The organism is Eilatimonas milleporae (genome assembly GCF_003688555.1).
Classification (GTDB): domain Bacteria; phylum Pseudomonadota; class Alphaproteobacteria; order Sphingomonadales; family Kordiimonadaceae; genus Eilatimonas; species Eilatimonas milleporae.
Map to the genome: position 1 here is coordinate 108391 of NZ_REFR01000014.1, position 20458 is coordinate 128848.

Sequence of the window (20458 nt, forward strand, 5' to 3'; positions counted from 1 at the left end):
ACCCGCCAAGGATCGCCGGGAAAAGGAACGTCGCGGGTCCGTGTCCATCACGGTATACATACGGCACGAGACGGTCTTCCGTTTGACCTTTGCGCCCGCGCGCCCCTAAAAGAGCAGGTTCGGTATTATTGCCGTCCCGGTCACACAATCACAAGCGCGGACGCAACATTGTCGCGAGGGGTCATGATCATCGTGGATCAAAACAAGAAAAAACTGCAAAAGAAAGCCGCCGTTCTGGTAGAGGCCCTGCCCTATATGAAGAAATACGGCGGGGAAACCTTTGTGATTAAATATGGCGGCCACGCCATGGGGGACGACACGCTCGCAAAGCAATTCGCCGAGGACATCGTCCTTTTGAAACAGGTCGGCATCCACCCGGTCGTGGTGCATGGCGGCGGCCCGCAGATCGGCGCCATGCTGAAAAGACTGCGCATCGACAGCGAATTCGTCGACGGCCTGCGCGTCACCTGCGCCGATACGGTGGAAATCGCCGAGATGGTTCTCTGCGGCAACATCCGCAACAGGATTGTCGCCGACATCAACGCCGCCGGCGGCCGTGCCGTCGGGCTGTCCGGCAAGGACAGCAATCTGGTCACCGCCAGCAAACTGACCCGCACAAAGCGCGATCCGGGCTCCAACATCGAACAGGCGGTCGATCTGGGCTTTGTCGGCGACCCCACCCGTGTGGAACCGAAAATCCTCACCCAGTCGGTGGACGCAGGCATCATTCCCGTTATTTCGCCCATCGCCAGCGGCGAGGACGGGCACACCTACAATATCAATGCCGACACCATGGCGGGCGCCGTTGCCGCCGCGCTTGGCGCGCGCCGCTTCTTTCTGCTGACCGATGTCCCCGGCGTTCTTGACCGGAACGGCGATCTCATGACCGAACTGAACCACGCCGACATCGACGCCCTTGTGGCGGACGGCACCATCACCGGCGGCATGATGCCCAAGGTCGAAACCTGTCTGAAGGCGGTCGACGCCGGTGTCGCCGGGGCCGTGATCATCGACGGGCGCGTCTCGCGCGCAATGCTCTTGGAAGTGTTCACCGAGCGCGGCGCCGGCACGCTGATCCGTGCCTGACCGCCCTGACCGCCCTGGCCCTTAACGTCACGGCGCCGCACGGATATGACGGCGCCGCACCGGCCGTCATTCCGTGAAATAGCTGAGATGCCAGTCCAGTTCCACATACGGGATGGGATAGTCGCTGCCGTCCTTGGCGCTGAGCAGCTGCGCGGTCGGCACCAGCGCCAGCCGGGTCTGCAACTGATAGGCCGTGCGCATGGTCAGCCCGGCCTTCCACGCCAGCGCCGTCACCGCCCGGCCGCTTTTTGACCGCAGGATGTTGCGCACCACCTGAACCGGCAGATCGGACAGCAGGGCCAGGCACTGGATGACCAGTTCGCGCCGGTTCTCCTCCACCTGCTGGACGAAAAAATCGTCCGTCAGCATGCCCCGTTCCTGGTAATGGCGTGCCTGTTCCGCCAGCACCTGTTCCTCATCCTCGCCGACCCGTTCATCGGCGATCCGCTCGCGCACGCGTTCCAGAATGTCCTCGGCCTGTTCCTCTTCAAGTTTGGCCTGCTCCAGCATGCTGTGCACCAGCGCGGAGGCGACGAAGCCGGCAATGCGTTTCATCGCCCGGATGGACAGTTGCGGACGCAGGGCCAGCGGGCGGTGCAGGTCCTCGACCGACTGCGCCTGATCGATGATCTGATCCAGCGTGGATTCACGGATCTGCGCATTGCTGTTCGTCAGCAGCGCGGCGATCGCCGGTATGTCCAGCGACGCGGCCAGATCGTCGGCGACCGCTTCACTGACGGCATCGCGGGTGGCAATGGCTTCCAGCGCGCGGCTGCTGGCCCCGGCGGCGATGATCTCTCTCAGATCGTCGTCGTTCAGCAGGGGCGAATATTGCAGGATCGGCGCGCAGACAAGGTCTTCCAGGTCACGGGCCAGACGGTCGACAATCGGCTTCGGGACGATGTTCGACGATTTGATTTCCTCGGCCAGAATGGCGCGCACCTTCGGCAGCTGATCCTCGGCCAGGCGTTGCAGAACGCCGATGGTCTTTTCCCGCAGGGCGGTCGTCTCTCCCTTGGGCAGGCCGGGAATGATGCGGGAAATCTTCCGCGCCAGTTCCCCGCGCACATCGGCGTCCTCATCGTCGGTCAGCTTTTCGTCCGCCTGGATCGGGGTGGCGGGATTTTGCGCGATCTGTCGGCGCACGGCCGGCGACGTGTCATCGGCCAGATAATACAGCACCTCGGGCCGGGCATCCTCACGCGCGGCCAGAAGCTCACGCGTGCGCTCATCCCCGTTTTCCAGGATATTCTGTTCGTCGTCCTCGGTCAGTCTGCTCGGCAACGCCTTGGGCATGGCGTCGTTTTTTCCGAAAAGCGCGCGCACTTTCTTAAACACAGGGGCACCCCCTTTGGTATTGGTCTTGAACCATCCGGGACCTAGGTCCCGGACCCGGCAAAAGCAATGCCGTTCCGTCCCTCCCGCTTCACACTGTACAGGGCCGCATCCGCACGGTCGCTCAAGGTTGCGAAAACCATGTCCTGCCCCGGCACGGACCGGCAGATGCCTATGGATGCCGACAGTTTCAGGTCCGGCGCGCCCAGGTCCCCGCGGATGGCCGGCATGGCATCCAGCAGGCTTTGCGCCTTTGCGGCCGCGTTCTCCTCGCTCATATCCTCAAGCCAGACCACGAATTCGTCTCCCCCGATGCGGCCGGCATAATCGCTGGACCGGATCATCGACGCAATCCGGGTGGCCACCAGACGCAGGGCCTTGTCGCCGGCCGCATGCCCCAGCGTATCATTAACCTCCTTGAAATGGTCCAGATCGATAAAAATCAACACACCGGCCTGCCCGGTGCGGCGCTGGTGCTTCAGGCGGCGCTCAACGGCATCGGTAAAGGCGCGGCGGTTCAACAGACCGGTCAGTTCATCCCGCGCCGACAGTGTTGTCAGACGGTCGATCAGCCTGGCCTTTTCAAGGGCGGCCATCAGCAGGGATCCGATGGCCGTCACCAGGGCCTTCTCCTGATCCGACCACGGACTGACGGACGTGTCGCGGCCGATGATCACAAGGCCCTCGAGACGCTCTTCCTTGACCAGCGGCATGATCAGCTGTTCGCCGTGCGGCGTGTCGTGACCGAAGGGGGTCGGCACGGCATCCCCGACCGGGCTTTTTTCGAACACGCGGGTCAGGGCCCCGATATCCACGGCGCCGTCCTCGCCCCCGTCGAGATAGGCCGGCATCAGACGTCCGTCACTGACGGTCAGAACCGAAACCGTATCGGCGCGCAGCAGGTCGCGGACGGCCCCCGCCGCCTTTTCCAGAAGGTCGTCGGCACTGTCCACGGCGGTCAGAATGTGGGTCAGGCGTTCCTGTATGGACAGGCGCAGATTGGTCAGCCGGGTTTCGCGCGCCCGCACAACCTGTTCCGTCACATCATGCACCGTGCCCCGCACGCCGGTCCTGGCGCCGCCGTCCTCGCCGTGCAGCGGCTGCACGCTGATATCGACCCAGCGCCGTCCAACCCCGTCCGGCCAGACGGCCACCTGTTCAAAGCGGGTCCGGACATCGCTGAAAAAGGGGTTGCGGGCCGGACTGGTCCCGGACGCCCAGAACAGCTGCGTGGCATCCTTGCCAAGCCACGCCTCGGTCTCGAACCCCCAGACGCTTGCCGGTGTCAGGAAACGGAACCGCCCTTCGCCGTCAACCTCGAAAGCAAGATCGACGGCTTCGTCCAGCAGGGCTTTCAACAGTTCCCGGCTGTCGATCAGCGCGCCCGTCACCGTGTCGCTCAGCGTCGTGTCGTTGGCGACAAGCAGCGTGGCGTCCGGCAGTGTCACGGCAACGGCCCACAGGCCGGCGCCGTCCGGCATGGACAGACGGCTTTCCACCGGAACGCCGGGGGCGCGGCGGGCGCCCGCCACCAGATCTTTCAGGGCGGGATAGCCCGCCTCCCAGAACCCGGCCAGACGGGCCGAGGCGGGCGACCTGTCGGTGATCCGGTCCCTGCCGTCGATTTTGAGCGCGATGGTATGGGCCGCGGACAGGCCGCCGTCCTCCGCGCCCTTGTCAGGGCGGCCCTGAAACACCGTTGAAATGCTTTTCCGTACCATAAAAATCGCCATCCGGCCGGACCGGTCCCGTTAAACAGCGCACGGTGCGGACACCGCTCCCGGCCCGCACCGGTGCCGGACTGCCCGTGTCCTTCCTCGAAATCCGGTGTCTTTCCCCTAAATCATGATAAACACCAAATGCCCACGCCGACTAAACCATACCGGCATGGGCATTGCCAGCGCACCCCGCAGACACGTGTGGCGGACTGTGCAAAGTGATATTTCGGAGCCTTGATGACCGTGACGGACACCACACCCCCCCGCGAAAAGGATACCCCGCCCCACGCCCAGCCACACGCCCCGCCCCACGCCCAGGACGAGGCCTTGCAGGATAGGGTGGACGTCTGGGTTTTCGATCTCGACAACACCCTGTATCCGGCGGAATGCGCGCTTTTCGATCAGGTCGACCGCAACATCGGCACCTATGTGGCGGACCTTTTGGGAAAAACGCCGGCCGAGGCCCGCGCGGTCCAGAAGGACTATCTGGTCCGCTACGGGACGACGCTGAACGGCCTGATGACCAACCACGATGTGGACCCGCATGATTATCTGCACGCTGTCCACGACATCGACTTTTCCCCCATTCCCCGCGACGACCGCCTGCGGGACGCCCTGCAACGGCTGGACGCCCCGAAGATCATCTTCACCAATGCCGACCGGCCTTACGCGGAAAAGGTTCTCGACCGGCTCGGCATCGCCGACCAGTTCGACGGCATTTTCGACATTCTGGACGCGGACCTGAGGCCCAAACCCCACAGCGAAACCTATGAGCGTTTCGTCACCCGCCACGGCGTAAACCCGCGAAAGGCGGTCATGGTCGAGGATATGGCCTGCAATCTGAAACCGGCCCACGCCATGGGCATGCGGACCGTCTGGATCAACACCGGCAGTCCGTGGGGCCGCAAGGGCCATGACCCGGATATCATTCACACCGAAATCAGCAGCCTCAGCGCCTGGCTCGATACCGTCGTAAAATAGGCACGGCCGGGCCCACGGCCCGCAACCGCCCCAGACTGGTACACCCAGGACCGCGACACACGGGACCGCCACACCCAGGGCCGGCACGCCAGGGACCGGCCCAAGGACGCATTTTCCGGACGGCACATTTTCCGGATGGCGGGGATGGCATTTGACACGCCGCGCCGCTCCGCTATTGTCGGCGCCCCCAGACATGCCAACAGCCAGGCCCACGGACAGGACAGTATTTTGGCCGAGTATGCGGGCCAATAGCCGGACCAATATGCAGCCAGTATATCCAGCCATATATCCAGGATGACATCAGCAATGACCCACAGCGACCTGCAAACCGTTATCGACCGCGCCTTCGAAGACCGCGAAACCCTGTCCGCCGCCACCGGCGGCGAAATCCGCGACGCCGTGGATACGGTTCTGGACCTTCTGGACAGCGGCGCGGTCCGTGTCGCCAGCCCTGACGGACAGGACTGGACCGTGCATCAATGGCTGAAAAAAGCGGTCCTGTTGAGCTTTCGCCTCAATGACATGGCCCTGATACCGGGCGGCCCGGGCGAGGCCGGCCGCTGGTGGGACAAGGTGCCCAGCAAATTCGACGGCTGGACCGGGCAGGATTTCCAAAACGCCGGCTTCCGCGCCGTGCCGGGCGCCATCGTGCGCCGCTCGGCCCATATCGGCAAGGGCGCCGTCCTGATGCCCAGCTTCGTCAATCTCGGCGCCCATGTCGGCGGCGGGACGATGGTGGACACCTGGGCCACCGTGGGCAGCTGCGCCCAGATCGGCGAAAACGTCCATATTTCGGGCGGCGCCGGTATCGGCGGCGTTCTCGAACCGCTCCAGGCCGGGCCCGTCATCATCGAGGATGATTGCTTTATCGGCGCACGCTCCGAAGTCGCCGAAGGGGTGCGGGTCGAAAAAGGCGCGGTCATTTCCATGGGGGTCTATCTCGGCGCCTCGACCAGGATTGTCGACCGGGAGACCGGCGACATCCATATGGGCCGGGTCCCCGCCTACAGCGTTGTCGTGCCCGGCACCCTGCCGGGCAGACCCATGGCCGACGGCACACCGGGGCCGGGCCTGTACTGTGCCGTCATCGTGAAACGGGTGGACGCGAAAACCCGGTCGAAAACCTCCATCAACGACCTGCTGCGCGACTGAGCGTGATGGAACGCAAAGGCTCGACTCCCCCGACGGCGACAGGTCTCGACCCAGTGTCCCCTCTCGACCCGGTTACCCCTCTCGACCCGGTTACACTGGCGCGGGACCTGATCCGGATTGAAAGCGTCACACCGGACCCTGGCGATACGCTGGACCTGATCGAACGGCTTCTCGGGCCCATGGGGTTTGACTGCCACCGCCTGACCTTCGCGGAGGACGGCACCGCCCCGGTGCCCAATCTCTATGCCCGCCTGGGCGCGGGGCACCCGCATCTCTGCTTTGCCGGGCATACGGATGTGGTGCCCGTCGGCGCGGTTGAACAGTGGAGCGCCGCCCCCTTCGCCGCGGAAATCCGCGCCGGCCGTCTGTACGGGCGCGGGGCGGCCGATATGAAAGGGGCGATTGCCGCCTTTATCGCCGCCGTCGCGCGCCGCCTGGAGGACACCGGCACACCCGTGAAAGGGTCCCTGTCGCTGCTGATCACCGGGGACGAGGAGGGCCCGGCCGTCAACGGCACGGTCAAGGTGCTCGACTGGCTGCGACAGCGCGGGGAAACGCTGGATTATTGTGTGGTCGGCGAACCGACCAACCCGTCCGAAATGGGCGACATGATCAAGGTGGGCCGGCGCGGCAGTCTGCACGGAACCATCACCGTCGAGGGCACACAGGGGCATGTCGCCTACCCCCACCGGGCGCACAATCCGATCCCCGACCTTGTGAAACTTCTCGCCGCGCTGGAGACCGCCCCTCTCGACGCCGGCAATGACAGTTTCGAGCCCTCCAATCTGGAAATTGTCGACGTGCATGTGGGCAATGACAGCCACAATGTCATCCCGTCACAGGCACGGGCCCGCTTCAACGTCCGCTTCAACAATGAATTCACCCCCCAGTCCCTGCGGCGGGAACTGACGCGGCGCATGGACAGTGCCGGCGTCGCTTACGGCGTTGACTGGTGGCTGTCCGGGGACAGTTTCCTGACACCGCCCTGCGGCCTGGCCGAAGCGGTCGCCGACGCGGTGGAAAACCGGCTTGGCCGCAGGCCGGCCCTGTCCACCACGGGCGGCACATCGGATGCGCGCTTCATCAAGACTATGTGTCCGGTCGTGGAATTCGGGCTGGTCGGGGCGACCATGCACAAAGTGGACGAACACGTCGCCGTCGGCGATATCGAAGCCCTCGGCGATATATATCTGGCGGTTATCCGCCGTCTTGCCGGATAGACTTACGACAGCAATACGGCCTGCCCACGGCCACCCCACGGTCAGATCCGGCCTTTCACATCCAAATTCCTGAAACGACTTCTAAAATTGTCGCCTTTTGACAAATCTTTTTTCACCTCTTCCACCTAGATTCGCGGGCATGGGCAAATGACAAGAATCGAGGCCACAGGTGAGTAACGACAGGTATTCCATAGACTTGGTCAACACGGCCACATTCGGGCGCAACATTCCTCAGATGACGGTCGGAACGGTCGACGAGGACTCGGTCATGCCGCATTTCATGGACCGTCATCAGCTTGTCGTCATGGGCGCGATCCGCCCCGCCGGCGACAGCCAGCGGCGCTTTTTGAATGAAATCAGCGAAAACCGCGCGCAATTGTCCCTGTCCATCCAGGGGGTGGACAAGCAGTACAGCGGACGCTTCTATCTCGCGGAATATGACGAGGCCACCGACTATGTCATTTTCCGCAGCATCGGCGATGTGAAGGGAATCGCATCGTCGCTCAACGGTATGACCGAGACCGAATCATTTGCCGCCGCCATGGTCCGCAAGCGCAAAAGCCATGCCTTCGACGACATCGCCGATTGGGATGACTGAAGTTTGGGATGCCTTAAGCCTGGAATGCCTGAAGCCCGGACTGACTGACCAGTCAGTTCGGGGCCGCGCCATTGCGCCGCCGTCGGACCGGGGTGGCCGCATGCCCGCAGGTCACCGGACACCCCATGACTGACCAGTCAGTCATGGTCGGATGCCCTGGGCCGCTCTTCACCAAGGCCGCATCGGGGCATGTAGCATGCTTGCAGGGAAAGCTCGGGCAAACGGGAACGGTTTTTTATCGGAGCCGTGCGTCGGCCAAATGCGGATGGAGGGCGCTGATTGTGTCGCGCTTTCGCACATCGGAGGTCTCTGCCAAGGGCCGGAGACCGCTAGCTGCGACCGTGTTCTTAAGCGGTCCTGAAACACATGAAATCCAGCGTCCACGGATCCCATATCCTGCCGACCCATATCCTGCCGACCCATATCCTGCCGACCCATATCCTGCCGACCCATATCCTGCCGACATGGAGATCTGTGGACGCCTTTTATTCAACAAACCCCGGTTATTCCACAAACCCCGGTAGAACCTTCTCGATGATCTGGGCCATGATGGTGTCGTCTTCACGGTCATGGCCGGTGATCACCATCGTCAGATCAAGGTCATCGACGACAATGACACGTTGTCCGCCGCCGCCCCAGGCGAAGCTGGCATCATAGGTGTCGCCGCCCACGGAAAGGGGGGCGTGATACCAGAAATACCCGTAGCGGTACTCGTCAGGCATCCAGTCTTGCGTTGGTTTGACGAGACCGCTGGTGGCTTTTTCGAGATATGCGGCAGGGATGAGCTGCTCGCCGTTCCATTTGCCTTCGTTGAGGACGAGAAGGCCCAGTTTGAGCATGTCTCTTGACATCATGCGCACGCGCCACCCCGCTTCGGGTAGGCCACTGATATGGTCTCGCCAGCGATAATCCGTGATGCCCAGTTTTCCGAGAACTTCATCCTTGATAAAATCCCGGGCCGTGCCCGGAACGACGGCATCAATAACCGCCATCACCAGCATGGGATTGAAATTGCCGTACAAATAGGTCTGCGCTTCGTCGGTGATCGGCCCGCTCCGTTCCAGCAGGGCCTGGATAAAAAGCTGGCCTTTGATGGCATCGGGGTTTTGCCGAAGCTCTTGCCATGTCTCGTCGCTGACACTAAGGCCCCCTTGCATGGTCAGCGCCTTGTGCAGCGTGATTTTCTCCGCGCCCGCCACAAGTTTTGTCTCATCAAGGTCGTCAAGAAAGCCGATAAGCGGCTTGTCCAGGTCATCCATGGACAAATAGCCGAGCTGAAGGGCCCGGCCGAGAATCAGGGCGGTGTGACCTTTCGTGGCCGACGCTTGCGAATGGGGAAGATTGATACGCCCCCGTCGGTAATAGGATTCAAAAACCAGCTTGCCCTTATGGGTGATGAGAAAGCTGTCGTAATTCCCATACCGACCGTCGCCGATCTCGGTGGCCAGCTGAACAACCATGGCTTCGTCACCGCCGTCAGCACCAAGCGTACCCACCACAAGCCCGTCGTTTCTCTCTGCCGGGGCCGTATCGATAAAGGCTTGGTCGAGAACGGGAATATCCCGCCAAGAAAGCCCCGCTTGCTCTGCCGTGCCCTCGGGCGCGCCGGGCGCCTCTTCATTTTGCGGTGATCCGCCACCGGCGACGCCGCCGCAACAGGCGATCAGGACAACGGATAACGGAACCACGGATAAGAGAAAACGCTTCATGACCCACCTTTGCTTTCACGCAGGATCAAACCTGCCCACGGATAAATCAGTCTTGGAATTATTGAGTGAGGGCATCCAGCTGGAGCCGTAATTCATCGGGGGTTGCGCCGGATATCACGAACGGCAGCTTCGCCGCCGCATCTTTGACAGCCGCGCCTTGGGACTCGGCGATCCATTGGACGACGGCTGCTTCGGCTTCGGCTTCGAAACAGGGATGGCTGGAAGCGGCAATCCGAGGGTTATGGACACTGCCGTCCGTACGGACATCATGATAAAGCGTGACCACACCCACTTTCATGACGTAGCGCTGAATGCGCCGGCCATCGACCGTGACGTGTCTCTCGACCGCTTTAAGATCGTCGGTCTTTAAACCGACGCAATTGGCCGGCATTTGCAACGGGGTTTTCCTGACATATTCGAGGATAACCGGTCCCACTTCCATCGCCTTGTCGATACCCGTGTTCGCCGACGCCGTGATGCCGACGGCGCAGGCCCCCATGAAGGTGACGGCCAGGGCGGCCCAACCCTGCCTTCCCGAACCGGGTTCGGCCCCGATGATCCGACCGAGCCTCATTTTAAGGGCCCTGTGATGTCGCGAACCGTGGTGAGCCGACGGGCAGGGCAGGGTTTGTACGCCGTTCCGGCGCGGTCGCTGAAGGTCCAGCAAGAGCGCGGCATAGTCCTTGCGCTCTGACGCGGTGAGCCTTTCCGTCGCCGCGCGATCTGCGCGCAATTCAATGGAAAGGCGCCATTGCTCAACGAGATAACGTATCCCCGGGTTGTGCAACATCAGATCCTGTAACAGCAACAAAGCCAGCGTAAGCTCCGCATCATGATGATGAAGATGGGCGCGTTCGTGTTCGACCAGGGCCGACCCGGTCTGAAACCCCGACGGCAGGACAACGGCCCGGCGGGGCCATGAAAGCGTCAGAGGCGGCACATCCGCCGTTGTCGTGAACACATCGGACTCGGTCGTCGGCACCAGTGGCAAGCGCTGCAAACGCGACCAGGACCGTAAAGTCCGTATCATGAGCAAAAAACCCACCCCCCCGTATATCAACACAGGATTGAAGAACCCGGGATCGCCCGCCGACCGTTCGCTGACGTGCGTCGGGATAAAATCAAGAATCTCGATATCCGGTATACGAAGCACCTCACCGAAAGGCATGAAGTACAGAACACCCGGCAGGACACTGAGGGCGACCAAAAGGAACCAGACTCTCGGCGTGGGAAAACGCCCCCCGACGCCCTTGCCTCGGTCGCGTTGCGACACCCGCGCGCTCGCCGCGACGACCAGGCTCCAAAGGTGAATGAGGATCAAGGCTTCAATCATCGTCGAAACCTTCGTTCAGCAGGCGGTCCAGTTCCTGCCAGTCTTCTTCGGACAAAACCTTGCTGTCGTGAAAGGCCGCGGTGGGAAGCGGGCCCTTCATTTCCAGAACAGTGTCGAAAAACTCCCGCAGCACACCGGACAAGGTGCGCGCCTTGCTTTTGGCCGGGCTGTAAACACGAACCCCATGCCTGGTCTCTGGCCGCAGCAGGGACTTGTCCGCCATCCGGGTGAGCGTGGTGCGGGTGGTCGAAAACGACCAGTCCAATTGCGGCCCGACGCGTTCCTGAATCTCTCGCGCCGACAAAGGCCCTTCGGCCCAGAGGACCTTCAGAATAGCCAATTCTGACTTCGTGGGATGTGACATGGATAAGCATCTATGCTACACGTGTAACATGTGTCAAGCCGGTTATGAGGCTCGGGGCTCATAACCGGTAGGGGACCGGTCGCGGCAAGGACGACGGCGGATGCGAAGGGATCGGGCAGGTAGCAGCTTATCGGGAAGGGCCGAACAAACCCACGGACCCTCGGTCGTCGGAGACGGAATGTCTCATGTTCGACACTTCTTTTTGGCACTTAAGTCACGCCGGTATGTCAAACGTTACTGCTTGTTTTATCACAGATACGGTGAACATGTCTGAAAAGTCGGTTGGCCGCTCAGAGCTCTGCTAAGACACTCATGACACGCGGCCAAAGGCGGTTCATGGCACTTGGCGGTCGTTCCGTTGCACCCAAAGCAGACGCCCAAGTTCCGTTAGGCAGTTAATTGCCCATGTCGCTCAAGCAACCGTATCAGGATGGCATTGGCATGTGTGAAATTCGAGAGCTGATCCTGGAACCGGTACGACCATTTCTCGCCATGGAAGAAATTGTTGCGAAACCGCCAGACAATCATCAGCAAGGTTAAGAGCCGGTCGCGTGGGTCGTTACTCCTACCGTCAAGCACAGACTGAACAATGTCGAGTTGGTCGACAGCGCGCAGACGCAGACGCCGAAAATGAATCGTGAAGTCACCATTGGCGTAGTAGCGTTGCCGGAAATAAGCCAGCTCAGCATCGTACCTGTCAGCATTGAGCGTCCCGGCATCATACCACTCGTCGACTTTTACACGGATTAGGTCGGCGCGCGCAAAATTGCCCATGACCCGAGCTTCGAACAAGGTCCATAAAAATGTGAAACTGAAGATCGCGTCGCGATCCTGCTCGCGCAAAACCTGAAACCCTGGCGCTTTTTCTAGCAGCCATTGCATACTCATTTCCTTCCCCCGCTTCTTGTTGATCATGTTGCCAGTCAGTTATCTGGTCGGTGGTGAACCTCTGAGGACAATTCCGAGAAGTCGGTGAGTATGTCGCAATGGATGCAGTAATACATTTGAGATGCCTCTTGGAAATGCATGCCACACAGGCAACCGCAGAACGGACAGCATGCGTCGATTTCGAGGTCCGCCCATTCCCAAACGCCCAGATATTCCGGGACTGCGTCGCGATCATATCCGACGATCTGGAAGGCGTTGGCGTTCGTGGCTACGAATCCATCGCGGCTAGCGCTCTGGAGAATAGGCAAAATGTCAGTGGGCTTGATGGCGAACCACTCTCCACGCACCTGGGTCCCTCTGAAGTACTGGTGCAGTCGCCGTTCGAGCTGGAACGGATTTACCGCATTGATCCACCCGAGCAGTAGCAGGCACAAGGGATTGCCGGTCTGGAGGTTGCGCTTACGCGCCTTGATGTTATTCGTCACTCCGATCTTGATAGGGGAGCATCCGTTTTCGTCTTCTCCAATGAAATAGACTGGCACGTCACGCTCCTTATGTTGTTGCCGGAGTTGGTCGAGAAGGATTTCACTAGCTCCGGATCTGATTACGCGACGATGTCAAGTGGCCGGCTCTCATGTCGCATAAGCACGATCAGGGCGCAAGCCGTGAACGACTAAAAGAAGAAACAGGCTGGCAGGCTGTAGCCCCTGATCATCGTCGTTAACCACTCGGTGACCGATGGATATTGCCGATTGTGCCAATGGGCATGGACGGTGTCATAGTATGGATGACGACAGCCGCGAGTGCTATCCTTATGCGTTTCTGCTAGAGCTTGGCGAAGTTATGGATGTGAAGACGGAGGCGGCCGCCGAACAGATGTCGAAAGGAATCGCCCTATGAGCGAGTCGGCGGCCGGTCCGAGCCGTGCGATGTTAGAGGCAATGTCTGACCTGTGGCGACTGCGTCCGCCAGGGCCCGACAACATCTTCGCGCATCCGGCCTTCAAGCGACTTCGCGAAGTCTGCCGTGACAGCTATTCGAACGCTGGAGAGAATGGGCCGAACTTTGCGCTTTCGATCGCTTTGCAAGCTCTTGGCTTACCGTGCGATTTGCAGAAGGGTACGGCTCACTTGGCATTGCCGATAGAAGAGGCGGCGCATCGCCTTGATGAGGCGATGCGGTTGACTCACGCCAAACGTATCCACCTCGTGCCCCTCAATCTGGCCGCTGACCTGCCGTCGATCGCGTTCGGCCCCGCGAGGATTGGGCAGCTGACTGCGGACGAACTGCGGACCATTGTCGATGAGACTAGGTTGAAGCGATTCTATCCGCAGAAAGCCTTCGATGCCGAGCGCTTCTCGGAATTTCACTGGCTCATTGTCGAGGAAATGGTAAAACTCGACCAAGAACCTGAAGCGCGCGCCGTCCCCTTCCTGTTCATGGATCTGAGCCAGGATCTAGGACAAATCGAGCCGCACAAGGGGCAGTTTCCCGACATCGTTGAGGAGGCACTGTTTTTCCTGCTGCTGGCGCCGTGGGAGAAATGGTCGACGATGGAGGAGGTCGACTGGCGCGGCTTTCGCGTTCCTTGGATCTACACCATTGATAGCGATATTTTCGTTCGCCTCAACTCGCCGCCGTCTCCGGATACGCTGAGTTGGCAACCTCAAATCTATGACGACGGCTATGGTGGAATTATTGAGGAGGAACGACCTGCCGAGCTGCGTTTGAAAGACGAAGTAGCAACCGAGTTACCGGTCTGGGACCAAAACCATTGGGCCAAGGTCAAGCAGGCGAAGGAATCAGTTCTGTTCGAAACGCCAATCACCCACTTCCTAGTCCGAGCGTTCCTAGCGAAAGGTGTCGACGAATTCCTTGCGCATATCACGATGATCGAAGCGGCGCTCGGTCTGCACGCCGACTATAAAAAGAAATGCCAGCACAAGTGTGATCGCTACAAGCGAATGAGTCCCACGGAAAGGATACGAGGCCGCATTGCGGGGTTGTTGGACGATCGTTGCTACGCTGACAAGTATGAGGGGCTGTTCAACCTGCGCTGCACCTTCCTGCACGGTCGCACGATGACACCCATTTTGACAAAAGAACAGGTCATGGCCCGTTCTCTGGCTCGTAAAGTCGTAGAAGCGCTGATCCACGCTGCACAAAGCGGCACCATTTCATCCCGCAAGGACTTTCTTGACGACCTTCTCAATAAGGGCGCGCCACTCATCCAGCCAAAGCGCCAGCCCTAAGGCCCAGAAGTGCCAGAGAGATTCACATACTTCTCATAGCGGAAGCGCCATGCCGCACGTAACCGAACAGACTCTTGGACATACGAAGCGGCCGATTGTCTCTAAACAATCCGAGCAGATCGATCGATAAACTGACACTGTTCACTTTCGTGATCGAACATCCAGCAGAGATCGGACCACAGTCGCCCCCTAACCGGCAATTCATGCAAAGCACAGCAAACGGACACTTCCCGCCCAACGCGATATCTAGCTTTGTCAACTTTGTCCCCATAGCCGACCCATGCGACCGATAAACGGCTTTGGAGTATTTGTCCAAAAGCGATCTTCGGCGCTCTCCCGTTTATGCGTATCCGGCCTCGTCAGTCCCCGGCACGGGCCTTGGACCGCTGTCGAGGCGGGGCAGAGCAATCCGCGTAGGCAGCTTTCAGGGCACCCGGATGACTGACTAGTCAGTCTGCGACCGGCCTATTGGGCCGTCATCAGACCGGGATTGGCCGATCCTGTCACCACCATGCAAGGGACACCCGATGACTGACCAGTCAGTCTGTGACCGGTCTATTGGGCCGCCATCAGATCGGGATTGGCCGGTCCCGTCACCGCCGCGTGCCGGAACATCCTGATGACTGACTGGTCAGTCACCGACCGGTCCATTGGGCCGCCTTTAGGCCGCGCCTGGTTGATCCGTGTCTGATTGGCCCTTGTCTGATTGGCCCATATCCGACGGGTCCGCATCAGCCGCTCTCAAAGCCTCGATATTCGCTTCCCAATTGGCGCCGTCGAAATCGCTCAGCGCCCATCCTTGCAGGGCGTCGGGGTCAAGACAGTTGGCATTGACGGAATATCCGTTCGGATGGCTGCGCGGCACGTAAAAACTTTTCACCCCGCATATGCGGCAGAACAGGTGCCGGGCCGTCCCCGTGTTGAAACGGTACTCGCTCAACGCGGCCTCGCCCGACGTCAGGCGAAAATCCTGTTTTTCAACAAACAGGTGCAGAAAGCCGACCATGCGGCACATGCTGCAATTGCAGCGCACCACATCCGGGCGCGCGGGCGCGCGCACCTCGAAACGGACGGCGCCGCAGTGGCACCCGCCCTTGTGCCAGACGGCACCGGACGCGGGCCCGTTTTCCTGCTCGCTCAAGATCAGCCTCCAATCGTGTTGCGGGCTCTGAGGGCCGCGGCCAGCGTCCCGTCATCCAGATAATCCAGTTCCCCGCCTACGGGCAGACCATGGGCCAGGGCCGTCACCCGCACATCGCCCGCCTCCGACAGCCGCTCGGCCAGATAATGGCTGGTGGTCTGGCCGTCCACCGTCGCCCCCAGGCCCAGGATCACCTCCGTCACCCCGTCCTCCTGTATGCGGCGGATCAGGGGGCCGACCGCCAGGTCTTCCGGACCGACGCCGTCCAGCGCCGACAGGGTGCCGCCCAGCACATGATACAGGCCGTTATAGGTTTCCGAGCGGTCCAGCGCCCACAGGTCGGCGACATCCTCGACAACGCAGATGGTGGTGCGGTCCCGCCGGGGGTCGGTGCAGACATGGCAGGGCGACCCCGCATCGAGGTTGCCGCATATCTCGCACGCGACCACCCCGTCGGCAACCGTCGTCAGGGCCGCCGCGAGCGGACGCATGACGGCATCCTTTTTCTTCAGCATGGTCAGGGCCGCCCGGCGGGCGGAACGGGGTCCCAGCCCCGGCAGGCGGGCCAGCAGCTGGATCAGTCTGTCAATTTCGCTTCCATGCGAACGGGGCATCGCGTCACACTGTCCGAATAAAGGGGTATCATGGCCTTAAGGGATATCGGGCCCTACGGCACGGCGGGCAGGGCCCGGCCTCAAAAGGGCATTTTGAACCCTTCCGGCAACGGCAGGCCGCCGGTCAGGTCCTGCATTTTTTCCTGCACCAGGCTTTGCCCGCGCTCTTTTGCCTGGGCATGGGCGGCAATGATCAGGTCCTCCAGGATTTCCTTGTCATCGCCCATCAGGCTGTCATCGATATGCAGGGACTTCAGGTCGCCCTTGGCCGACATGACAATTTTGACCAGACCGCCGCCGGCTTCCCCCTCGACCGTCAAATCGTCAAGGGCGGACTGCATTTCGCCCATTTTGGCCTGCATCTCCTGCGCTTTTTTCAGCATCTGGGAGAGATTTTTCATCGCTTTGATCCTTTTCGCCTGAATTCGCCAGAACTTATCTGAATTGGCCAGAACTTACCTGAATTCGCCGGAACTTATCTGAATTTTCCAGAACTGGACGGAATGCATCTCGGTACCGGGCCGCTACAGATCGAACAGATCGTCCAGTGCCGCGTCCCCCATATCGTCATAGGCGGCCTCGCCCGTGTCGCTGGGGGCATCCGGCGGTGCGTCCACGGTGTCCACCCGTTCCTCGCGGACGGAAATCAACTCGGCCTCGGGCCAGACATCCAGCACCGAGCGCACCAGGGGATGGGCCATTGCCTCGTCCCGGATCTGCTGCTGGCGGGCCTGGGCCTGCTCGCGCAACGAGGCATCGCCCCCTTCGCTTGAAAAGGCAATGGTCCAGTCCATCCCCGTCCATGTCTTCAGGCACTGCTTCATTCTCAGGGACAGGTCGGCGGGCGCCCGCGCGGACGGGTTCAGCGTAATCCGCCCGGGCGCATAGGCAACCAGCCGCACATGGTCGCTCAACACCACGGCAAGCGGCACTTCCTTGTTGGACCGGAACAGGTCCACCAGCCCTTCATAGGTCGCCGGCGGCGGAAAGGGTGCGGTGGTTTCAGGCGCGGCATCGGGCCTGATGGCGACAACGGCGGCCCCGGAAACAGTCCCAGCAGCAAGACCAGCAACAGTCCCAGCAGCAAGACCAGCAGCAGGCCCGGAAACGGACCCGGTGGTCGCCCCGGTGACGGTCATCCGCGCGGGGCCGGTCCCGGACATCGGGGGCGCGGCGGTACTACCGGTCATGGCCGACGGGCCGGGGCCCGGTGCGCCGGGCCCCGCCGTGCCGTGCGGCGATCCAGCGGCGGGTGCGCCCGCACCGCCGTTTTGCTTCAACTGTTTCACCAGATCGGCCGGGTTCGGCAGGTCGGCGGCGAATGCCAGACGGATCAGCACCATTTCGGCGGCGGCAATCGGACTGGGCGCGGTGCGGGTTTCGCCAAGCCCTTTCAGCAGCATCTGCCAGGCCCGGGTCAGGGCCGGCATCGCCAGTTTGGCGGCCATATCCCTGCCCTGATCCCGCTCGGCCGGGGAGGCCAGCGCATCCTCGCCGGCATCCGGGACCACCTTCAGACGGGTCAGCCAGTGGGCCACATCCAGAAGGTCGCTCAGCACCACGATGGGGTCGGCGCCCCGATCGTACTGGCGGCGCAGATTGTCCAGCGTCGCGGCGGTTTCCCCTTTCATCACCTGCTCGAACAGGTCGAGAATCTGCCCCCGGTCGGCCAGGCCCAGCATGTCGCGGACGGCATCGCCCGCCACATGGCCGCCGCCATGGGCAATCGCCTGATCCAGCAGGGACAGACTGTCCCGCACGGACCCTTCCGCCGCGCGCGCGATCATCGCCAGGGCACCGTCGTCGATGTCGGCGCCTTCCTTGTCGGCGATCCCCTTCAGATGGCCGACCAGAACGTCCGGTTCGATCCGGCGCAGGTCGAACCGCTGACACCGGGACAGCACCGTCACCGGCAGCTTGCGGATTTCCGTGGTGGCAAAGATGAATTTCACATGCGCCGGCGGCTCTTCCAGCGTCTTCAGCAACGCGTTGAAGGCCTGCTTGGTCAGCATGTGCACTTCGTCGATGATATAGACCTTGTAGCGGGCCGACACCGGCGCATACCGCACACTGTCGATGATCTCGCGCACATCGTCGACGCCGGTGCGGCTGGCGGCATCCATTTCCAGAACATCCACATGGCGCGATTCGGAAATCGAGACGCAGGCGTCACAAACTCCGCACGGTGTCATGGTCGGACCGTCGAAGGACTGGCAGTTCAGGGCCTTCGCCATGATACGGGCCGTGGTCGTCTTGCCGACACCGCGCACGCCCGTCAGCACGAAGGCATGCGCCAGACGGCCGGCTTCGATGGCATTGGACAGGGTGCGGACCATCGCCTCCTGTCCGATCAGCCCGTCAAAGTCCGACGGCCGGTATTTTCTTGCCAGAACGCGGTATTCGCCCTCCTGGCCTGCGCCATTCTCCATCGACATCCCCGTCAATATGGCGGGATGGCCCACACCGCCCCGCGTCGCCCCCACATCGCCATCACAGCCCCGTACCAGACAGACCGTACCAGACAGACCCGCACCTGTGGCGGACACGCCTTTCCCTAGCAGGCTTGAGGGCCGCGCCACAAGGGGGAAGCCGGCGTGCCCGGCGGCACCTTGGCACTTGCGGAACTGAAATGGAAAACCCGGTGGCGCGGACAGCAAAACGCCGCGCGGCCAGAATGACCGCGCGGCGTTTTTGTGGGTGGGAGAGCCGACGACCCAAGCCGGACTCGTTACGGCTGCTTCCTTTCGGACCTGACCGGGTTGGCGAGCGGACCCGTCCGCTGGCACTCCCGGTTGCTTATATGCCCCCAAAGGCCACCGGTTTCAATAGGGGGCGTGCACGGCACCGCCGAAATTCGCTCCGAACGCCGCACTGCGATATCAGAATATCATGGGGGGCCCTGTCCGTCAGGGTCCGTCTTCTCGGTCACAATGTCGCGGTGTCCCCGGCTTTCTCAATTCCGGTATGGTCTGCGGGGGGGAACTTGCCTAGTCTGGCACCTGGGAACAGCGTCGACAAACCTCAGGGCCGCAGCAATATGCCAGATACCACTCCGTCCTCGAAACCGTGTCTTGGCCTTATGGAGACGGCGTTTTCCGGCAATCCCCTCAACCGGCTGGACAGTGCCCGTCACGACCCCGCGGTCCTGGCCGACTGGCCGAAAAGGCCGGGGGCCCGGCTTATGCTGTTCAGCGGTGACAAGGTGCTGACGGACGCGGACGGCGCCCCTGTCTGGCTTGACCCCGGCCTGATGGACGATGCCGTATCGGGTGAGCGCGTTTTTCTCGGCATTGATGACAGGGCCGACGGGGCCGCCTGTTTTGCCGCTGGCCTGCGGACGCCGGACACAGCCGGGAAGGATCTGGCCGCGAAGGATTTGGCCGGAAAGGATTTGGCCGCGACACTGGAAACGCCGGAAACCGGCTGCAAATTCCGCGACCTGAGAAGTGTCGGCATGAAGGCGCTCGGGTCCGGCATCGCCCGCGACGCCCTGGGCATCATGGCCCAGGCGAAATCCATGCTGGACTGGCACGCCAGGCACCGTTTCTGCGCCAATTGCGGCACCCCGACCCGCATGACCAAGTCCGGATACGAGCGCCGGTGCGACGCCTGCGGCGCCGCCCATTTCCCCCGGACGGACCCGGTGGTGATCATGCTGGCGTTTCACGGCGACGCGGCCCTTGTCGGCCGCAGTCACAAAATGCCGCCGGGGTTTTACTCGGCGCTGGCCGGTTTCATGGAACCCGGCGAAAGCATCGAGGAAGCCGTCGCCCGTGAATTGAAGGAGGAAACCGGTGTCGACACCACAAGTGTCCGCTATGTGGCCAGCCAGCCCTGGCCGTGGCCGTCATCCATCATGATCGGCTGCACCGCCACGGTCGCCGGCAGGGCCCTGACCCTGGACCGGACGGAAATCGCCGAGGCCCGCTGGATCACCAAGGCCGAGGCCCGCACGGTCATGGCCGGCCGCGACCCGGACATCGCCTTTCCGCCGCCCATCGCCATCGCCCACGATCTGCTGCGCCACTGGCTTGACGACGCCGGTTCCCTTTAGCAGTCGGCCCCTA

Annotated in this window: 18 protein-coding genes and 1 other RNA gene; 7 read left to right on the forward strand and 12 right to left on the reverse strand. The window is 61.8% G+C overall.

Features of this window, described 5'->3' with window-relative positions:
- The first annotated feature begins 183 nt into the window (after positions 1-183).
- Positions 184-1086: an acetylglutamate kinase gene (gene argB, locus BXY39_RS15185; protein ID WP_121939740.1), complete on the forward strand. Its 903-nt coding sequence runs from the start codon at positions 184-186 to the stop codon at positions 1084-1086.
- Between the two features lie 66 nt (positions 1087-1152).
- Here the strand turns inward: argB and BXY39_RS15190 are convergent, their stop codons facing one another.
- Positions 1153-2424 carry a DUF2336 domain-containing protein gene (locus tag BXY39_RS15190; protein WP_147453605.1) on the reverse strand — a complete coding sequence of 424 codons (1272 nt, stop codon included), beginning with the start codon at positions 2422-2424 and terminating at the stop codon, positions 1153-1155.
- Positions 2425-2465: 41 nt separating this feature from the next.
- Positions 2466-4142: a sensor domain-containing diguanylate cyclase gene (locus BXY39_RS15195; RefSeq protein ID WP_170163877.1), complete on the reverse strand. Its 1677-nt coding sequence runs from the start codon at positions 4140-4142 to the stop codon at positions 2466-2468.
- Between the two features lie 234 nt (positions 4143-4376).
- Here BXY39_RS15195 and BXY39_RS15200 point away from each other — a divergent pair, with 234 nt between their 5' ends.
- From BXY39_RS15200 to BXY39_RS15215, 4 genes are all read left to right on the forward strand, one after another.
- Entirely contained in the window at positions 4377-5120 is a 744-nt protein-coding gene (locus BXY39_RS15200) for a pyrimidine 5'-nucleotidase (RefSeq protein WP_121939743.1), read from the forward strand.
- Between the two features lie 306 nt (positions 5121-5426).
- Positions 5427-6272 (forward strand): 2,3,4,5-tetrahydropyridine-2,6-dicarboxylate N-succinyltransferase, encoded by an 846-nt coding sequence (dapD, locus tag BXY39_RS15205; RefSeq protein ID WP_121939744.1) that lies wholly within the window; start codon positions 5427-5429, stop codon positions 6270-6272.
- Between the two features lie 5 nt (positions 6273-6277).
- On the forward strand, positions 6278-7492 hold the full coding sequence (gene dapE, locus BXY39_RS15210) for a succinyl-diaminopimelate desuccinylase (protein WP_121939745.1): 1215 nt from the start codon (positions 6278-6280) through the stop codon (positions 7490-7492).
- A gap of 169 nt (positions 7493-7661) precedes the next feature.
- Positions 7662-8090: a hypothetical protein gene (locus BXY39_RS15215; RefSeq protein WP_121939746.1), complete on the forward strand. Its 429-nt coding sequence runs from the start codon at positions 7662-7664 to the stop codon at positions 8088-8090.
- A 503-nt stretch (positions 8091-8593) separates the two neighbouring features.
- Here the strand turns inward: BXY39_RS15215 and BXY39_RS15220 are convergent.
- The 5 genes from BXY39_RS15220 to BXY39_RS15240 form a co-directional block, all read right to left on the reverse strand.
- Positions 8594-9799, reverse strand: a complete 1206-nt coding sequence (locus BXY39_RS15220; protein WP_121939747.1) for a serine hydrolase domain-containing protein — start codon at positions 9797-9799, stop codon at positions 8594-8596.
- Between the two features lie 58 nt (positions 9800-9857).
- Entirely contained in the window at positions 9858-11132 is a 1275-nt protein-coding gene (locus BXY39_RS15225; RefSeq protein ID WP_121939748.1) for a M56 family metallopeptidase, read from the reverse strand.
- On the reverse strand, positions 11125-11496 hold the full coding sequence (locus tag BXY39_RS15230; RefSeq protein WP_121939749.1) for a BlaI/MecI/CopY family transcriptional regulator: 372 nt from the start codon (positions 11494-11496) through the stop codon (positions 11125-11127). The genes BXY39_RS15225 and BXY39_RS15230 overlap by 8 nt, the downstream gene beginning before the upstream one ends.
- A gap of 387 nt (positions 11497-11883) precedes the next feature.
- Positions 11884-12411: a hypothetical protein gene (locus BXY39_RS15235; protein WP_211332282.1), complete on the reverse strand. Its 528-nt coding sequence runs from the start codon at positions 12409-12411 to the stop codon at positions 11884-11886.
- Positions 12412-12419: 8 nt separating this feature from the next.
- Complete coding sequence (locus tag BXY39_RS15240; RefSeq protein WP_121939750.1) at positions 12420-12926, reverse strand: GIY-YIG nuclease family protein; 507 nt, start codon at positions 12924-12926, stop codon at positions 12420-12422.
- Positions 12927-13280: 354 nt separating this feature from the next.
- Between BXY39_RS15240 and BXY39_RS15245 the strand changes: the two genes are divergently transcribed.
- Complete coding sequence (locus tag BXY39_RS15245; RefSeq protein ID WP_121939751.1) at positions 13281-14636, forward strand: hypothetical protein; 1356 nt, start codon at positions 13281-13283, stop codon at positions 14634-14636.
- A 661-nt stretch (positions 14637-15297) separates the two neighbouring features.
- Here BXY39_RS15245 and BXY39_RS15250 read toward each other — a convergent pair.
- The 5 genes from BXY39_RS15250 to ffs form a co-directional block, all read right to left on the reverse strand.
- On the reverse strand, positions 15298-15777 hold the full coding sequence (locus tag BXY39_RS15250; RefSeq protein WP_245999295.1) for a GFA family protein: 480 nt from the start codon (positions 15775-15777) through the stop codon (positions 15298-15300).
- A 2-nt stretch (positions 15778-15779) separates the two neighbouring features.
- On the reverse strand, positions 15780-16391 hold the full coding sequence (gene recR / locus BXY39_RS15255; protein WP_121939752.1) for a recombination mediator RecR: 612 nt from the start codon (positions 16389-16391) through the stop codon (positions 15780-15782).
- 80 nt (positions 16392-16471) lie between these two features.
- A complete protein-coding gene (locus tag BXY39_RS15260; protein ID WP_121939753.1) occupies positions 16472-16792 on the reverse strand; it encodes a YbaB/EbfC family nucleoid-associated protein in 321 nt (106 codons plus the stop codon).
- 123 nt (positions 16793-16915) lie between these two features.
- Positions 16916-18826 carry a DNA polymerase III subunit gamma/tau gene (locus tag BXY39_RS15265; RefSeq protein ID WP_121939934.1) on the reverse strand — a complete coding sequence of 637 codons (1911 nt, stop codon included), beginning with the start codon at positions 18824-18826 and terminating at the stop codon, positions 16916-16918.
- Between the two features lie 258 nt (positions 18827-19084).
- Positions 19085-19182, reverse strand: an RNA gene (ffs, locus tag BXY39_RS15270) — signal recognition particle sRNA small type.
- Positions 19183-19428: 246 nt separating this feature from the next.
- Between ffs and nudC the strand changes: the two genes are divergently transcribed.
- Positions 19429-20445 carry an NAD(+) diphosphatase gene (nudC, locus tag BXY39_RS15275; protein WP_211332283.1) on the forward strand — a complete coding sequence of 339 codons (1017 nt, stop codon included), beginning with the start codon at positions 19429-19431 and terminating at the stop codon, positions 20443-20445.
- The last annotated feature ends 13 nt before the right edge of the window (positions 20446-20458 follow it).

Excerpts from the sequence above, each read along its gene's own strand:
- argB (WP_121939740.1), top strand. The coding sequence starts at position 184 with ATGATCATCGTGGATCAAAACAAGAAAAAACTGCAAAAGAAAGCCGCC.
- BXY39_RS15195 (WP_170163877.1), bottom strand. The coding sequence starts at position 4,142 with ATGGTACGGAAAAGCATTTCAACGGTGTTTCAGGGCCGCCCTGACAAG.
- BXY39_RS15200 (WP_121939743.1), top strand. The coding sequence starts at position 4,377 with ATGACCGTGACGGACACCACACCCCCCCGCGAAAAGGATACCCCGCCC.
- dapD (WP_121939744.1), top strand. The coding sequence starts at position 5,427 with ATGACCCACAGCGACCTGCAAACCGTTATCGACCGCGCCTTCGAAGAC.
- dapE (WP_121939745.1), top strand. The coding sequence starts at position 6,278 with ATGGAACGCAAAGGCTCGACTCCCCCGACGGCGACAGGTCTCGACCCA.
- BXY39_RS15220 (WP_121939747.1), bottom strand. The coding sequence starts at position 9,799 with ATGAAGCGTTTTCTCTTATCCGTGGTTCCGTTATCCGTTGTCCTGATC.
- BXY39_RS15225 (WP_121939748.1), bottom strand. The coding sequence starts at position 11,132 with ATGATTGAAGCCTTGATCCTCATTCACCTTTGGAGCCTGGTCGTCGCG.
- BXY39_RS15230 (WP_121939749.1), bottom strand. The coding sequence starts at position 11,496 with ATGTCACATCCCACGAAGTCAGAATTGGCTATTCTGAAGGTCCTCTGG.
- BXY39_RS15235 (WP_211332282.1), bottom strand. The coding sequence starts at position 12,411 with ATGATCAACAAGAAGCGGGGGAAGGAAATGAGTATGCAATGGCTGCTA.
- BXY39_RS15245 (WP_121939751.1), top strand. The coding sequence starts at position 13,281 with ATGAGCGAGTCGGCGGCCGGTCCGAGCCGTGCGATGTTAGAGGCAATG.
- recR (WP_121939752.1), bottom strand. The coding sequence starts at position 16,391 with ATGCCCCGTTCGCATGGAAGCGAAATTGACAGACTGATCCAGCTGCTG.
- BXY39_RS15260 (WP_121939753.1), bottom strand. The coding sequence starts at position 16,792 with ATGAAAAATCTCTCCCAGATGCTGAAAAAAGCGCAGGAGATGCAGGCC.
- BXY39_RS15265 (WP_121939934.1), bottom strand. The coding sequence starts at position 18,826 with ATGTCGATGGAGAATGGCGCAGGCCAGGAGGGCGAATACCGCGTTCTG.
- nudC (WP_211332283.1), top strand. The coding sequence starts at position 19,429 with ATGCCAGATACCACTCCGTCCTCGAAACCGTGTCTTGGCCTTATGGAG.